Here is a 15,336-nt window from a genome sequence, read left to right as displayed (position 1 = left end):
CATCGCATTACTGGCGACTGTCATTTGCCTGACGCAACAACGTACGGCTCTCACTCTGGAAACGCTGTGCGTAATCGCCAAACCAATGCTCCACTTTGCGGAAGCTGTCGATAAACGCCTGCTTGTCTCCGTGTTCCAGCAGCGTAATGGCTTCACCAAAACGCTGATAATAGCGCTTAATCAGTGCCAGGTTGTTCTCAGACGACATAATAATGTCGGCGTAAAGCTGGGGATCCTGCGCAAACAGACGCCCGACCATCGCCAGTTCCAGACGATAGATGGGTGAAGAGAGTGCCAGCAGCTGTTCAAGCTGCACATTCTCTTCCGCCAGATGCAGCCCATAAGCAAAGGTCGCAAAGTGGCGGAGCGCCTGAATAAACGCCATGTTCTGATCGTGCTCAACCGCGCTGATGCGGTGCAACCGTGCACCCCACACCTGAATCTGTTCCAGGAACCATTGATAGGCTTCCGGCTGACGACCATCACAGTAAACAACTACCTGCTTCGCCAGACTACCGCTGTCCGGGCCAAACATAGGGTGCAGACCCAGCACCGGGCCGGTATGCGCCGCCAGCATCGCCTGAAGCGGACCATTTTTAACAGATGCCAAATCGACCAGGATGCAATCTTTCGGTAATGGAGGAAGCTTCCCGATGATCTGCTCCGTCACATGGATCGGTACGCTGACGATCACCATTCCGGCATCTTTCATCAGTTCCGGAGCTTTTGCCCAATCCTCTTTTTCCAGGATGCGCACCTGGTAACCAGAAAGCGCCAGCATTTTTTCAAACAGACGTCCCATCTGGCCGGCACCACCCACAATGACCACCGGACGCAGGGACGGACAAAGGGTTTTGAAGCCCTTGTCATTTTCACTCGAATAAGATTCCCGCATCACACGACGCAAGACATCTTCAATCAAATCCGGAGAGACACCCAGCGCCTGAGCCTCTTTGCGACGAGAGGCCAACATTGAGGCTTCACGCTCCGGCACATAAATCGGCAGGCCGTATTTGCTTTTAACCTCGCCGACTTCAGCAACCAACGCCATGCGGCGCGCCAGCAAGTCCAGCAGCGCCTTATCCACTTCATCTATTTGATCGCGTAATGCGGTCAATTCAGCAACCATACCTAACCTCTTAAGCCAGACGCGTCGCCAGCTGGCCGTTTAAATCTTTATGGATCTCACGCAGCAGCGCATCGGTGGTTTCCCAACTGATGCAGGCATCCGTCACGGATACACCATGCTTCATTGCGCTGCGCGGTTGTTCAGATGATTGATTGCCTTCATGAATATTGCTCTCAATCATCAGACCGATAATCGAACGGTTGCCATCTTTGATCTGCGCGACCACCGATTCCGCAACCGCAGGCTGACGACGGTAATCTTTGTTCGAATTACCATGACTGCAATCTACCATCAGTGCAGGACGCAGTCCCGCCTGCTCCATCTCTTTTTCGCACTGCGCCACATCCGCCGGGCTGTAATTTGGTGCTTTACCCCCGCGCAGGATCACATGACCATCCGGGTTGCCCTGCGTTTGCAGAAGACAAACCTGTCCTGCCTGGTTAATACCGACAAAACGGTGCGGCATTGCGGCGGCGCGCATCGCGTTGATCGCGGTAGCCAGGCTGCCATCAGTACCATTTTTAAAACCAACCGGCATCGACAGGCCTGACGCCATCTCGCGGTGAGTTTGTGATTCCGTGGTGCGCGCACCAATTGCGGACCAACTGAACAGATCGCCCAGGTATTGCGGGCTATTCGGATCCAGCGCTTCCGTCGCCAGCGGCAGCCCCATGCTGACCAGTTCCACCAGCAGGCGACGCGCAATCTTCAGCCCCGCTTCCACATCAAACGAGCCATCCATATGCGGATCGTTAATCAACCCTTTCCAGCCAACGGTGGTACGTGGCTTTTCAAAATAGACGCGCATCACCAGATAGAGGCTATCGCTGACCTCCTCCGCTAATGCTTTAAATCGATGAGCGTACTCAATGGCGGTTTCAGGATCGTGAATGGAGCAAGGACCACAGACCACCAGCAGGCGCGGATCGCGGCCAGCGATGATGTCAGAAATGGTCTGGCGAGAATGCTCAATCTGAGCCTCCTGCGCAACGCTCAGCGGGAACTCCGCTTTCAGTTGATCCGGCGTAATTAAAACCTGTTCGTCAGTGATATGTACGTTGTTCAGCGCGTCTTTTTGCATGATGGCGATCCTGTAAAACTCGTTTGCGATAGTTGTTTTCCTCTAAGAGGTGAGACCACCATACCATAAAAAGTAAACATTTCAATCCAAAATTCGTACACTTTAATTTACACAAGCCAATTTATTACCATAATCATGGTACAAAAACGTAAACTTTAAATTACACTGCAACTTTCTTTAGCCAGGCTATGCTGAAGAAAAAAGGAGAATGGCTATGCGTTCAATTGCTCTCGCGCTGTTGTCGCTGTTTTTATCGGGCTGCCAGATCAATCCTTACACCTTCCAGCCCGACTGGACCAGTCCATCCTGGTTTGATGCAGGTAAAGAAGACGCCATGAACGGCCTGCCGGTTAAAGATAACCAGACCCTGGCCGATAGTTTTAACGACCCACACGTTGATCGTAGTGAATATCTCCGTGGCTATGCCGATGGTCAGAAGAAAGTCTGTGAAGAAGGTTTTATTCACGCCTGGGGATTAGCAGGCAAATCTTTTCCAGCCAGTTGCGATACTGCCGAAAACGCAGCAAAACTGCATGAGTCATGGCAAAAAGGGATGGATGAAAGTATGCGTTCCAGCAGACTAAATTAAGTCTGTTTTTATCCATCGGAAAATAAACAACAGTAGGATTTAGCTTAGGTCGGCCTCGGGTTATTTCTGACATAATGACGGCTTTGATAAACAATGGTATTCTGCCCGCAACTCTCAAGGACATCTATTTCCGGAGCGATGTGGCGGATTCTGGTGAGAAATTCATTCTTGATCTCTTTTTTCCGACTCACTCTGGCACTATTGCTGTTCCTTATGGTAGGCCCAGCGACGGCAGGCGCGCTTACGGAAACGGATAAATCGGTACGCTCTATTGTCTCAGGTATTGTGAGCTATACGCGATGGCCGTCACTATCCGGGCAGCCTAAACTCTGCGTTTATGCCTCTTCTCACTACACACATGCACTCAGCGACGAAGAAGGGCAGAACAGCGGGTTACCTTATACTCCTGTCATTGTACGTAACGATCGGGAAGCCCTGGCCGAAACGTGCGATGCTATTTATTTCGGGTCTGAATCGCCTGCAAAACAACTTGAATTAATAAGTCAATATCAGGGCAGAGCATTGCTATTAATCTCAGAGCAAAATCCGGAATGTGCTATTGGCAGTGCTTTTTGCCTGATAATCGATCGCGGTCAGGTACGGTTTTCTGTCAATCTTGATGCGTTGACTCGCAGTGGCGTGAGAGTCAGTCCGGATGTATTAATGCTTGCACGGAATAAGCAGCATGGATAAAGATTTCACGTCAACACCACGCCCGACGTTTAAAAGAACATTGAGGCGAATCAGCATGATAAGCGTCATCATAACGATGACATTAATATGGTTATTGCTCTGCTTTGCATCCGTCGTGACATTAAAGCAATACGCACAAAAAAATCTCGAATTAACCGGCGCAACAATGAGCCACAGCCTTGAAGCCACCCTGGTTTTCAATGATTCACTGGCGGCCAATGAAACACTTGCCACCCTCGGTAAACAGGGTCAGTTTGCCGTGGCAGAAGTCGTGAACGTGCATAAAAAGCGGTTTGCTTACTGGTCATGGAATCCGGAAGATAATACCGACACGCTGGGCGCGCTGGTCAGCCGCTGGCTTTTCCCCGAACCCGTTTCGCAGCCCATCATGCATAATGGTTCGATGATCGGCGAAATTCGCCTTACCGCGCGTGACAGCCTCATCAGCCATTTTATCTGGATGTCATTTGCCGTTCTCACCGGCTGCATTCTTTTTGCTACCGTCGTCGCGCTCACCATTACGCGATCGTTACATCATGGCATGGTAACGGCCTTGCAAAACATTACCGACGTTGTTCATGACGTACGCACTAACCGCAACTTCTCCCGCCGGGTGAAAGACGGCCGTATCGAAGAATTTCACCAGTTTGGTGAAGACTTCAACAGTCTTCTGGATGAGATGGAGGAGTGGCAGCTGAAGCTACAGGCGAAAAACGCCCAGTTGCTACGTACCGCCATGCACGATCCATTGACCGGTCTTGCCAATCGGGCGGCTTTTCGTAACAGCATCGCGGCATTAATGAACGACATCTCCGCGAAAACAAACTCTGCTCTGCTGTTCCTCGACGGCGATAATTTTAAGTTTATTAATGACACCTGGGGGCATGCGGCAGGCGATTGCGTTCTAATTGAAGTCGCCAGCAGGATGGTTGAATTTGGCGATAAACGTTATCAATCATACCGCCTCGGCGGTGACGAATTCGCCATGGTGCTATACGGCGTGCATTCTGAACTCGAGGTCCAACACATTTCTGCTGCACTATCGCAGCAGTTTATCCGTCCGTTTGATCTGCATAATGGGCACACTGCATCAATGTCACTCAGCATTGGTTATGCTCTGGCGTGGGAAAATACCTCAGTAGAGGCATTACTGGAGCATGCCGACCGCAATATGTATCTGGTGAAAAACCAGCGTTCGAAAACAATATCCTAAAAGGAATACGATATGTTAAAGCGATACTTCGCGCCGTTGTTACTGGCATCACTTGTCCTGGCTGGCTGTCAGACTCCGCCAAAAGGGAAATTCACTCCAGAGCAAATCGCGGCAATGAAGTCATACGGCTTTAACGAATTAAATGGCGACTGGTCTCTGGGGCTGTCGGACAAAATCCTGTTTGATAAAAATGACGCCACACTGCGCCCGGAAAGTGAAACCCAGATCCAGACGATGGCCTCACGACTGGCAGCGACCGGCTTAAACCATGCCCGCATGGATGGTCACACAGATAACTATGGCGAGGATGGCTATAACGAGGCGCTTTCATTAAAACGCGCGAACGTCGTGGCAGACGCGTGGGCAAAAGGGGCAAATATCCCGCGCAGTAATCTCACCACGCAGGGATTAGGTAAAAAATATCCGGTTGCGAGCAACAGTACCCCGCAAGGGCGTGCTGAAAACCGCCGGGTGGCAGTCGTTATCAGCACACCATAAGGTTATTTAGCGGATGATTCGGCGAGCGACACGCCAGTTGCCGCTCGCCAGCGCAGCCAGTCAACCAGAACAAACAGAGCCAGACTCACGCCCATTACTGGCAACGCCAGCCCCAGCAGTATACTGATTATCGCCGTGACGACCTTTCCCCATCCCGAAAGCGCAAGCCAACTCTGACAAAGCGTCTGGACCGGATTTGCCGTCGATTGCGCTGGACGACGCATCCACCACATCCGGTATCCCCAGAGAATTAGCACACACAACGCCAGGCCAAACGCCACAAGCAGCAGCTGATTAACCAGCCCGAATAAGATCCCCATATGGAAATCCACCCCCCAGCGGGTGAGCTTCGCCATCAACGGGAAATCCTCGAAGCGGGTTCTGTCCAGAATCTGCATCGTATTGGGATCAACCGCCACGGCGTCGACCTGAGTCGGCCAGCTGCGATCGATTTCCGTCACAGTCCAGGCTTGACTCTCTGCTTTCGCCGGGCGGATCTCCAGCTTATTGGCCTCAATCCCTGCGTTACGTGCAGCGCTTAACACACCGTCAAACAGAGTCAAATCCATCGCCATTTCAGGCATCATCATTCCGCCGTGATGACCATGATGTTCAGCATGCTCATCCACGATCTCCTGCTGACCGGAAAGTGTCGTGTTCACCTGCGGAGTTAGCCAGTTCATCTCAGCACGCAGCTTATCAACGTTTCCCCCTGCCCACTGAGACCAGGTCAGGCCAGTCACTGAGAACAGCAGCATTCCCCCCAGCAACGTCCAGCCTAACGTCACATGCACGCGACGCCGATTCTGGAAACGATTGTTAATTCGGCGTTTTGGTCGGGTATAAAACCACAGGGCAATCCCTCCCAGCGCGGCAACCCACATCCACGAGGCCGCCAGCTCGCTATAGAGCCGCCCGACATCACCCAGCATCAGCGAGGTATGCAGATAATCAATGGTCTGGCGGAGCGGTAAAATTCCGCTGGTGCCATACACCGTCATATCGCCACGCACCGCAAGGCTGACTGAATCGATAAAAATAGCGCGGGTCTCCGATGGGCCAAGCGCAGGGTCAGCAAACATCACACGGGTGGTTTCACCCGCCACCAGGCCAGGACGAACGGCGTGTAGACGCAGATCGGTGCCAACGGTTTTTTCAGCAACGGCAATTTGTTCCGCCAGCGGCTGCGGCTCGCCCACGGAATTCGTGTGGAGCGCATGCCGGTAGAGCGCATTCTCCAGCTGCGGCGTTGCCACATACAGCATACCTGTCAGAGCAGCGAAGAAGATAAACGGGCCGACAAACAGACCGATATAGAAATGAAGGCGACGCAGCAGGTTTCCCCATGCCGCGTGCGAGGTGCAGGTAGTCATACTTTTCCTTTTTAAGGTAAAAAGTTATCGATATTTTTTAAAGGGAAAAAGCAGACTGATGCGGCGGCGCGCGGGTATCAGGATAAAGCCAGGGGAAAAAGTGCCAGTGACTGACCGTCTGTCGCGGTGGTTTAACACGAAGCCTCTGCAGCACCACACTGAGCAGGACGATCAGAGCCAGCATCACGCCCGGAACATGGGCTAATAGTACGCAGTAGCCGCACGCTTCCGCATGGTCGACTGGCATGGTGTGCTGCATATCACCGTGATGTTCATCCATCGACATCATGCTCATGTCATGATGCATGCCCGGCATGGCACTCATGGGATCTTTTTGCAGCGAGACAGAGATAAGCGGCGCCACCACGATCAGCAGGATCGCAAACAACGCGGTCAATGCCGCTGCGCGTTTCCAGTTGTTCTGATGCAGTACGTTATCCACTTACCCTCCACGGAAGAGGCAAGCATTGTAAATGATTTATGACAAAAGAGTTAACGCGAGAGATGCGATGAGATAAAAAAAGGGCCAGCCTTTCGGCCAGCCCTTTCTAACAGGATGTCGCTTAAGCGAATCTTAGTTCAGACGCTCCTAATAACACCCCTTCAAAAACATACACCTATCATATAAAACAACTAGTTAAGTTAATTTTTGATGCAGTGAATTGTAGTGTTATGCAACCTCTGCCGCCACATTGTCGCCAACATACAACGAAAGAGGATTGAGAGAGACTGCTTGCTCTAAATGGTCAGGAGCAAAGTGCGCGTATCTCATTGTTTCGCGAATGTTGGAATGCCCGAGGATTTTCTGCAGCACCAGTATGTTTCCGCCGTTCATCATAAAATGCGCACCAAAAGTATGTCGTAGAACGTGCGTCTTCTGCCCTTCCGTCAGTTCGATATTCGTGAGTTTGAGCATCTTTTTAAATTCCTGATAGCAGGGTTTAAACATTCTGCCCTGACGCTCAGCCAACTCGTCATACAACCATTTAGGAATGGGAACGGTGCGGTTCTTCTTACCTTTTGTTTTTGTGAATGTCAGTTTGCAGGGAGAGAGTTGCGGCCGCGTCAACCTCTCGGCCTCCCCCCATCTTGCGCCGGTGGCAAGACAGACTTTGACAATCATCGTGAGATCCTCTTTGCCGTATTGCTCGCAGGCTCGAAACAGCTCAGGGATTTGAGAAAGAGTTAGCCAGGACATTTCTTTCTCAGCTTCTTTGAATACGCGAACCCCTTCCAGTGGGTTGGGTAAACTCCACTCCCCTAACCGCCGCAGCTCATTAAACACAGCTATAAGATATTGCTGCTCACGATTCACGGTTATTGGTTTGGCGACCCATTTCGCCGGGTCTTTATGATATCCGTTGTCTATTTCACCACGGAGTCGGCGGTCGCGGTAATGAGCCCAATCTTTAGCGGTAAAGCGGGATGCAATAGGGTCGCCCAAGCCATTACAAACAATTTGTAGCTTTGCCAACCGCGACTTACTGGCGACCAAGGCCTGACCGTGTAGATTATGCCAAAGTTGAATAATCTCGCTTAAGCGCCGGCGGTCTTCTTTCTTGCCGAGCCACGGCTTATCTTCACTCTCATTTTTGGTAAATGCTTCGAATGCCTCGGCCTCACCTTTGGTATTGAATTGTCGACGTATACGCCGTCCTTCTCGACCGTTTGGATAGAGTTCACACAACCATTTTCCACTTTTTTGTTTAGTTACAGTCATTGCGACACCGAGGCTAAAAGAGAATTAATTACAAAGTTCTGTAGCGGCATCTATCAATGATGAGATTGAAATTTTAACGCCCTCATAATCAGGGTTATCCTTCCAAACATCATCCAAGTTAGAGCCTTCCATCTTTCCTGATTTAACGGCATCTCGTGCCATGCCATTCAATGGATATCTATCATCAGTTTTGATGTCATAAACAAAAGCATAAGCACGGTTAACGCATGATATTTTTGCCTTTTCAAAGGTTAACGGCCAATCTTTGCCAAACTTAGCACCATCTAAATCCTGTGTTTTTTCAGCGGATGAAGCACCAAAAGAAATGGTCAGAAGCAGAGCTAAAAAAAGTTTACGTTTCATAGATTCCCTTAAACGTGTTTTTCCAATGTGAGAACTACAGACCCGGCAGGCTTGATGTCTGAAATGTTGCATTCAAACTCAGCAGACTTATTAGACAACCTGACTTTTCCTCCGGGAAGACGAATTACATCAAAAACATCAAGAGCGCCGTCAATATCAATTAACCAGCGACCATTACTTAAATTCGAAGCAGAACGGTCGACCAGCCAAGAGGCACCAACACCTTCGACAAAAATCAACTCCTCGGAATCAGAAGGTATCATCGAAGGGTCTGGATGCCATGCGCCAGCATCCTTAAGCTCACCAGATTCAAGGCGAGATTTTTTTATCGTTGAAATGTCCGAAAAACTAGCCTCCTTACTTTCTCGCATCTTTCCCTTTCCGGTCGCTAACCATTCCAGCGATACGCCGGTATCAAGCGCACAAGTAACAACCACGTCACCGGGGAAGAAATCTCGTCTGACCCAGGTACTAATAGTGCCTGAGGATATATCCAACAAATCCCCAAGCTCCTTTTGCATTGTAAAACCATATGCATCAAGGATGCGCCTTAAAACAGGTTTTCCACCACTCGCTAAAATCTCGTCATAAAGTGCCTTGCCTTTCAGTGGCGAAGAATCTTGCAAATTCAAATTGGCAATTTGACCAGTCAGCAGCCAGTTTAAATCGGCCCCAGTATCTAATGAGCACTGAATGATAGCTTTACCGGGAAAGCTATTTCGTTGAACCCAAGTGCTGACGCTGTTTGACGGGACGCCAAGCACTTCCGCCAAAGCCTTTTGCGTGCTGACACCATACGCCGAACTTATCCGCTCAATCACATCTTGCGTATTCAAATCTTCATCATTCATTCATTTGTCACTCAAAATCGATTTACAGGAACTCATTTTCGATTTAAAGTGGCGTTCATCGACCAAGATGCACACCACTGCACTACATTTCAAACAACAGGAGATAATGCGATATGTCAGATGCAAAATCAATCTCGACGCACGACTCGCAAAACTCACAAAATCAAACTGTGCTGTTAGACCCGACTCAGTTTGACGCCATCGTTACAGCAATGCTGCCAGCCCTGCAGACAATGATTCGCTCTGCTATGTCCGACACCATGACAGTGAAAGACTTTGCCGCCACTCGCGGCGTTAGCGAGCGTCTGGTCTGGCAATGGCTTGATGAGGGCATTCTTCTTAAAGCTCCGACCAAAGACTTTTCCAACAAAGAGGAAGCCGGTAAACGAAGCCGCACCCTCGTAAACGTAAAAGCATGGCGCGACAAACTGACTCAACAAGCGATTGATTGTCGCTACATCGACCAGCGCACCGCTCTTAACTGAATTTGATTATGCAAGTTAGAGGGAACTTAACCATGTTTGATTTTCAGATTTCCAAACATCCCCACTATGACGATGCGTGTCGTGCTTTCGCTCAACGTCACAACATGGCGAAGCTGGCCGAGCGTGCGGGTATGAACGTTCAAACGTTACGTAACAAGCTCAACCCGGAACAGCCTCACCAGTTCACGCCGCCTGAGTTATGGCTGCTGACAGACCTGACCGAAGACTCAACCTTAGTTGATGGTTTTCTGGCGCAGATTCACTGTCTGCCATGTGTGCCGGTCAACGAGCTGGCAAAAGACAAATTACAGTCCTACGTCATGCGTGCTATGCGGGAACTCGGCGAACTGGCGAGCGGCGCGGTCTCTGATGAGCGACTGACCTCTACCCGTAAGCACACCATGATTGAAAGCGTTAACTCTGGTATTCGCATGTTGTCTTTGTCGGCACTGGCGCTGCATGCACGTCTACAGACTAATCCGGCTATGACGAGCGTGGTCGATACCATGAGCGGTATTGGCGCATCCTTCGGGCTGATTTGAGGTGCGTATGCTGAAAAATGAACCATCATTCGCGTCTCTGCTCGTTAAGCAAAGTCCTGGCATGCACTTCGGCCACGGCTGGATCGCAGGCAAGGACGGCAAGCGCTGGCACCCGAGCCGCTCACAGTCTGATTTACTGGCTGACCTGTCCACCCAAAAACAGGGGAAATCATGGCTATCGAAGCTGTTTCCGCGAATGTTCCGCTAAAGGCAGGCGAGCGTCTGGCTGGTCTCAACCACGTAGCTGAATTACGTGCGAGATATTGGGGCGATAGTTGGAAAGAGGTTGAGCGTTTTGTCAATGATATGCGCGATAAACGCGATCCACAATTTGAAGAAAATACTCGGGCGCTGGCCGCTATTTTCTTTCTGGCAAAAATACCGGCGGCTCGTCATGAGCTCGAATTAAGTGAGCTGACTACTGACGAGAAAAAAGCATTGATTACAGCGATGAATCATTTTCGTGCAGTGGTGAGCTTATTTCCAAAACGGCTAACCATGCCGAATTAATCCAAACAGAAATTTAATGGCGTAAACCCGCCGGGCTTCTTATTGCCCGAAATCAGGAGAATCAATTATGCGTAATACCGAAACCCGCAGCTTTCACACCGATAGCGATGCACTGGCCGTACTGCTGACCGATGCCAAAAAAGAAGAGCGTAAAGACCGCGCTCTCGCCGTTTCAATTCGTCTTGAGGCTCTGGCAACACATATCGCAAACAAAGGTTTGAACGGGATTGAAGCGGCTGAGCTTCTGCGCCGCGAAGCCACCCGCTATGAAAATGAATCTCAGGAGCTGCACTAATGGCCGATGCAATAGATTTAGCACAACAGCGTGAGCAGGAAGACCGCGAGCGCCACATCAGCAACGCGCGCAGCCGTATCGCTGCGCCCTCTCGTTTCATCTGCGAAGAATGTGACGCACCAATCCCGGAAGCTCGCCGCATAGCGATTCCGGGCGTGGCATTTTGCGTGACCTGTCAGCAAATCGCCGAGCTCAAACACAAACATTACAGGGGCGTTTAAATGGCTATTCGAATTGAAATAGGCGACAAATGGGTTATTACCAGCGACCAGTATCAATTCATCCTGAATGAAAAAAAAGTCGCTCAATCCGGGAAAAAAGCTGGCGAGGAATGGCTCGACACTATCGGCTATTACCCGAAGATTAATCAGCTTATTTCCGGGTTGATTCATCACCATATTCAGCAATCATCAATTACCACCCTTGATGCAATGGCCGCTGAAATAGAACGTATTGGTGAATTATGCGCCCGCTCAATCAAGGGGGTGGCATGAGAAAAACACACCAACTAAAAATAAGGCCTGAGTATTTTCAGGCCGTCCTCAATGGAACGAAAAAAGCCGAGTTTCGTCTTGCAGACCGCAATTTTGCTGTCGGGGATTTACTTTGCTTAAACGAGTATGGTCCATGCGAATATGACCCGACACTGGTCGGTTTTACCGGCGCTTTTGTCTACGTGCTAGTGACTCATGTAACTGACCTTAACGAGTGGGCTCCCGGCTATGTAATGTTAAGCATACAGCGCAGGCAAATGGGGGAACTATGCGGGTAAGCGTTAACTATGCTTATCCGTGGAATGCCCCACGGTCGGCAATAGCCAGCCCGTACCTTACATATGACCAACAGCATCGCCGCGACCGTTTGTTCGCGGCTTTACTGCATGCGAGAAAAGTGCTTTCTCTCCAACCTGAGTGCGTGCGCTTTGACGTTTATCGCACCGCTGCGGTGCTGGAGCAAAATCAGGGCAGTCAACGAGCCAATGCTTTTTTAATCAGCTTCTGCAAAAAGGCATTGCCGCGTCTGGAACTGGTCGCAAAAAAATACGAGTGCGCGGGCATTGACAGCAAAGTGTCAGCCGCTGTTTTCGGTGGTCATTTTGATACTGAACTCATGCAATATCTGGCGTCACGTATGGTCAATATGGTTGCCAGATTCAACCGCCTCCCTGATATGTCGCGCGCCGATATCGACCTGCTGGCCGCTGATATCGCTAATTTCATTCGCGCCGAACTGGCTGACATTGATGACACCGGATTTAGCGAGCTTAAAACACTGTATACCTGGTATATGCGCGCCGGTTTTATTTCACTGCAATTTAACGTTACCCCGCCGCATTGGGAGCGCGTGACCAAAAAGTATGTCGGGCAGGATGAAATAGCCCCGGCAGTAATGCGCATGTTTAATGAGGTTTGGTGGCGTGGCCGTCTGCGACGCATTGCGGCGTCATGGCGGGAACATCTGCAAATTGCTGTCGGCAACGTCAGCAAGAAACGACACGCCTACGCGAGTAAAAACTGCGTGACCGATTGGCGTGAGCAAAAGCGCCGCACGCGTGAATTTCTCAAGGGGTTGGATCTCGAAGACGAAGACGGCAACCGCATCAGCTTGATTGAAAAATACGACGGTTCTGTCGCTAACCCTGCGATACGCCGCTGCGAGCTGATGACCCGCATCCGTGGGTTTGAAAATATCTGCAATGAGCTCGGTTATGTCGGTGAGTTTTACACCCTGACCGCGCCGTCTAAATATCACGCCACCACTAAAGCGGGTTACCGTAACAGCAAATGGAACGGAGCCAGCCCGTCAGACACGCAGAGCTATCTAACCGGCCTTTGGGCGCGCATACGTGCCAAGTTGCACCGGGAAGAAATCCGCATTTTCGGCATACGTGTTGCCGAGCCTCATCACGACGGAACGCCGCACTGGCACATGCTTATGTTCATGCTGCCGGAAGACGTCGAGCGTGTGCGCCTCATCATTCGCGATTATGCATGGGAGGAAGACCATCACGAACTGAGAAGCGATAAAGCCAAAAAGGCACGCTTTCACGCCGAGGCCATTGACCCGGAAAAAGGCAGTGCTACCGGCTATGTTGCTAAATACATTTCAAAAAATATCGACGGTTACGCTCTCGATGGTGAGACCGATGACGAAAGCGGCGAACTACTGAAAGAGACAGCACCCGCCGTTTCAGCATGGGCGGCGCGCTGGCACATCCGTCAGTTTCAGTTTATCGGAGGTGCGCCGGTGACGGTCTACCGTGAGTTGCGTCGTCTCGCTGATACAGAGACTGCGCACGGCCTGAGCGTTGAGTTTGCCGCCGTCCATGATGCCGCCGACGCCGGTGATTGGGCTGGCTACGTTAATGCGCAGGGCGGTCCGTTTGTTCGTCGCGATGATTTGCAGGTGCGCACGCTGTATGAACCGCGCGCCGAGTTTAACCAGTACGGTGAGGAAACAGTCTGCATCCGTGGCGTGTACGATTCCGCTATCGGTGCCGGAACCCCTATTTTAACCCGGCTCACGCAGTGGAAAATTGTGCCGAAGCGTGCCGTTGATTTGGCCGTTGACGTTAAGGGCGCTCCTGCGCCCTCTCGGAGTTCTGTCAATAACTGTACGGGAAGCGAAAGCGATCCACCGATACTGGATTTATCAAAACCACTGAGTCGGCGCGAAAGACGAGAGCTGACCAACAGACTCAGGAAGCAAAAACCAGCAATACGGCGAAAATTCATCCACGGAACGGATGAGCAAAGCGCAGCTATAGCGAAAACTATCGACGAGATACATCTGACAACCGGCATAACTATCAGCCGGGGCGAAGCCCTGCACCTGATGGCCGGTGGTAAAAGTTGCTTTAACGGTCGATGGGTGCGCGGAACGTCAAAAGGTGAAATCTTCGCCGCTGCCCCTTCACATCAGGTGCAAGCCAGTAAAATCCTTAGGCGGGTTGCGGTTTTAGCGGAAATGGCATCGAAAAAATAACCGTTAATACTCATCCATATCATGTACATACGGCAATCGCCCTATTCGTTTTTTTTCTTCCCATCTTTTGCCAATACGTGCTACTGTATAAATATACAGTAACCCTATGGGAGGGATTTCATGGTTGGCGAACATTTCAGCCGAACGCAGCAAAAGTGGGCTTGTGTGCAATTTATTGCCGAGGTATCTCTGATTGCAAACTGCAAGCCGTCAGACTTAAAGCTCGCGCTCACTCTCATTGCAGACTTAGCAAACAGCGAAAATAACGAAACCGAAGATGATATTTTTTATAAGGCTGATTAGATTATGAGAATCAATATCACGTTGGATAAAGAGCAAAAAATTAGTCAGGCAACGTTGGATGCACTTGAGGCTGAGCTGTACCGAAATCTTCAACCTATCTACCCAAAGACAGCTATCCGCATTCGCAAAGGTTCTGCAAATGGCGTTGAGCTAAGCGGTTTAAAACTGGACGAAGATAAAAAACGAGTAATGGAAATCATGCAGCAGGTATGGGAGGACGATAGCTGGCTGCATTAATAAACGCCGCCGGTGCTGAAACTCGCTTTCAGTGCTGGCGGGGTTGAACAACGAGCCCCGCGAGGCGTTAGCCTGCCCCTGAGCAACCGCCCCAGACCGGCACGATTAAAGCCGGTTTTTTTATGCCATTTTCGGCGAATTTCCCGTTTTTTAGCCCTGCATGCAACAGGTGCATTGTTTTGCATGCGCCGGGGTTGCCCGTTCTGGCCGTGCGCCGCCAGTGCTGGCGCGGATCCAGAGTGGTCATGCAACTGCATTAAAACCGACCCATAAAGCGGGCAGGCGTGGCGGGGAAAGCATTGCGCGCCAGCGGTGGTGCGTAATGATAAAAATTATCGTCTGAGCGCGTCGTGATGGCGCGGTCGTGGTCGCTGTCGGTTCGTTGGTGGTCTGGTGTGGTCGTGCGCGCGTGGCGCGTCTGAGGCGGGATGGTGGCGGGGTATGAAAAAGCCGCCATGCTGGCGGCTTG

At 50.7% G+C, this 15,336-nt stretch carries 23 protein-coding genes; 15 read left to right on the top strand and 8 right to left on the bottom strand.

Translation table 11 applies throughout. From position 1 onward, the window contains the following. Nucleotides 1–7 precede the first annotated feature (7 nt). Nucleotides 8–1,129, bottom strand: coding sequence for a bifunctional chorismate mutase/prephenate dehydrogenase (gene tyrA / locus AC0XWG_RS12770; RefSeq protein ID WP_028016726.1), 1,122 nt, complete (start codon nt 1,127–1,129; stop codon nt 8–10). 10 nt (nt 1,130–1,139) lie between these two features. Continuing rightward, nucleotides 1,140–2,210 carry a 3-deoxy-7-phosphoheptulonate synthase AroF gene (aroF, locus tag AC0XWG_RS12765; RefSeq protein ID WP_028016727.1) on the bottom strand — a complete coding sequence of 357 codons (1,071 nt, stop codon included), beginning with the start codon at nt 2,208–2,210 and terminating at the stop codon, nt 1,140–1,142. A 214-nt stretch (nt 2,211–2,424) separates the two neighbouring features. Here aroF and AC0XWG_RS12760 point away from each other — a divergent pair, with 214 nt between their 5' ends. From AC0XWG_RS12760 to AC0XWG_RS12745, 4 genes are all read left to right on the top strand, one after another. After that, nucleotides 2,425–2,799, top strand: coding sequence for a DUF2799 domain-containing protein (locus tag AC0XWG_RS12760; RefSeq protein WP_028016728.1), 375 nt, complete (start codon nt 2,425–2,427; stop codon nt 2,797–2,799). A gap of 138 nt (nt 2,800–2,937) precedes the next feature. Continuing rightward, nucleotides 2,938–3,492, top strand: a complete 555-nt coding sequence (gene yfiR, locus AC0XWG_RS12755) for a regulatory sequestration protein YfiR (RefSeq protein WP_206616277.1) — start codon at nt 2,938–2,940, stop codon at nt 3,490–3,492. Further along, nucleotides 3,485–4,705, top strand: a complete 1,221-nt coding sequence (gene dgcN / locus AC0XWG_RS12750; protein ID WP_128348892.1) for a diguanylate cyclase DgcN/YfiN — start codon at nt 3,485–3,487, stop codon at nt 4,703–4,705. Before yfiR ends, dgcN begins: the two co-directional genes overlap by 8 nt. Nucleotides 4,706–4,717: 12 nt before the next feature. Continuing rightward, a complete protein-coding gene (locus AC0XWG_RS12745; RefSeq protein WP_049007932.1) occupies nt 4,718–5,203 on the top strand; it encodes an OmpA family protein in 486 nt (161 codons plus the stop codon). Between the two features lie 2 nt (nt 5,204–5,205). Here AC0XWG_RS12745 and AC0XWG_RS12740 read toward each other — a convergent pair whose 3' ends face one another. The 5 genes from AC0XWG_RS12740 to AC0XWG_RS12720 all read right to left on the bottom strand — a co-directional run bounded on the left by AC0XWG_RS12740 (nt 5,206) and on the right by AC0XWG_RS12720 (nt 9,510). Then, nucleotides 5,206–6,576 carry a PepSY-associated TM helix domain-containing protein gene (locus AC0XWG_RS12740; protein WP_128348893.1) on the bottom strand — a complete coding sequence of 457 codons (1,371 nt, stop codon included), beginning with the start codon at nt 6,574–6,576 and terminating at the stop codon, nt 5,206–5,208. Nucleotides 6,577–6,613: 37 nt separating this feature from the next. Further along, nucleotides 6,614–7,018, bottom strand: a complete 405-nt coding sequence (locus tag AC0XWG_RS12735; RefSeq protein ID WP_475680635.1) for a DUF2946 domain-containing protein — start codon at nt 7,016–7,018, stop codon at nt 6,614–6,616. A 228-nt stretch (nt 7,019–7,246) separates the two neighbouring features. Then, nucleotides 7,247–8,296 (bottom strand): site-specific integrase, encoded by a 1,050-nt coding sequence (locus AC0XWG_RS12730; protein WP_063408309.1) that lies wholly within the window; start codon nt 8,294–8,296, stop codon nt 7,247–7,249. 24 nt (nt 8,297–8,320) lie between these two features. Beyond that, complete coding sequence (locus AC0XWG_RS12725; protein WP_063408310.1) at nt 8,321–8,659, bottom strand: DUF2511 domain-containing protein; 339 nt, start codon at nt 8,657–8,659, stop codon at nt 8,321–8,323. An 8-nt stretch (nt 8,660–8,667) separates the two neighbouring features. Next, nucleotides 8,668–9,510, bottom strand: coding sequence for a phage repressor protein CI (locus AC0XWG_RS12720; RefSeq protein WP_063408311.1), 843 nt, complete (start codon nt 9,508–9,510; stop codon nt 8,668–8,670). 113 nt (nt 9,511–9,623) lie between these two features. On the opposite strand from AC0XWG_RS12720, the gene AC0XWG_RS12715 reads away from it, so the two are divergent. From AC0XWG_RS12715 to AC0XWG_RS12665, 11 genes are all read left to right on the top strand, one after another. Beyond that, nucleotides 9,624–9,995, top strand: coding sequence for a hypothetical protein (locus AC0XWG_RS12715; RefSeq protein WP_023333086.1), 372 nt, complete (start codon nt 9,624–9,626; stop codon nt 9,993–9,995). 32 nt (nt 9,996–10,027) lie between these two features. Continuing rightward, entirely contained in the window at nt 10,028–10,537 is a 510-nt protein-coding gene (locus AC0XWG_RS12710; RefSeq protein ID WP_063408312.1) for a phage regulatory CII family protein, read from the top strand. A gap of 7 nt (nt 10,538–10,544) precedes the next feature. Continuing rightward, nucleotides 10,545–10,745: a phage filamentation protein Fil family protein gene (locus AC0XWG_RS12705; protein WP_074166078.1), complete on the top strand. Its 201-nt coding sequence runs from the start codon at nt 10,545–10,547 to the stop codon at nt 10,743–10,745. Continuing rightward, entirely contained in the window at nt 10,709–11,047 is a 339-nt protein-coding gene (locus AC0XWG_RS12700; protein WP_046092401.1) for a DUF5347 domain-containing protein, read from the top strand. Before AC0XWG_RS12705 ends, AC0XWG_RS12700 begins: the two co-directional genes overlap by 37 nt. Before the next feature lie 67 nt (nt 11,048–11,114). Next, nucleotides 11,115–11,342: a DUF2732 domain-containing protein gene (locus AC0XWG_RS12695; protein WP_023338695.1), complete on the top strand. Its 228-nt coding sequence runs from the start codon at nt 11,115–11,117 to the stop codon at nt 11,340–11,342. Then, nucleotides 11,342–11,563 carry a TraR/DksA family transcriptional regulator gene (locus tag AC0XWG_RS12690; RefSeq protein ID WP_063408313.1) on the top strand — a complete coding sequence of 74 codons (222 nt, stop codon included), beginning with the start codon at nt 11,342–11,344 and terminating at the stop codon, nt 11,561–11,563. The genes AC0XWG_RS12695 and AC0XWG_RS12690 overlap by 1 nt, the downstream gene beginning before the upstream one ends. Next, a complete protein-coding gene (locus AC0XWG_RS12685; RefSeq protein WP_046092403.1) occupies nt 11,564–11,836 on the top strand; it encodes a DUF5405 family protein in 273 nt (90 codons plus the stop codon). Continuing rightward, nucleotides 11,833–12,114: a DUF3850 domain-containing protein gene (locus tag AC0XWG_RS12680; protein ID WP_063408314.1), complete on the top strand. Its 282-nt coding sequence runs from the start codon at nt 11,833–11,835 to the stop codon at nt 12,112–12,114. Before AC0XWG_RS12685 ends, AC0XWG_RS12680 begins: the two co-directional genes overlap by 4 nt. Further along, entirely contained in the window at nt 12,105–14,327 is a 2,223-nt protein-coding gene (locus tag AC0XWG_RS12675; protein WP_475680634.1) for a replication endonuclease, read from the top strand. Before AC0XWG_RS12680 ends, AC0XWG_RS12675 begins: the two co-directional genes overlap by 10 nt. 120 nt (nt 14,328–14,447) lie before the next feature. After that, nucleotides 14,448–14,630 (top strand): hypothetical protein, encoded by a 183-nt coding sequence (locus AC0XWG_RS12670; RefSeq protein WP_000232650.1) that lies wholly within the window; start codon nt 14,448–14,450, stop codon nt 14,628–14,630. A 3-nt stretch (nt 14,631–14,633) separates the two neighbouring features. Then, nucleotides 14,634–14,867 (top strand): DinI family protein, encoded by a 234-nt coding sequence (locus AC0XWG_RS12665; protein ID WP_001222154.1) that lies wholly within the window; start codon nt 14,634–14,636, stop codon nt 14,865–14,867. A gap of 256 nt (nt 14,868–15,123) precedes the next feature. Here AC0XWG_RS12665 and AC0XWG_RS12660 read toward each other — a convergent pair whose 3' ends face one another. Then, complete coding sequence (locus tag AC0XWG_RS12660; RefSeq protein WP_475680633.1) at nt 15,124–15,324, bottom strand: hypothetical protein; 201 nt, start codon at nt 15,322–15,324, stop codon at nt 15,124–15,126. Between the last annotated feature and the right edge of the window lie 12 nt (nt 15,325–15,336).

The sequence above is a fragment of the Enterobacter sp. DVT3837 genome (genome assembly GCF_056238685.1).
This window is presented reverse-complemented; position numbering and strand designations above follow the sequence as displayed.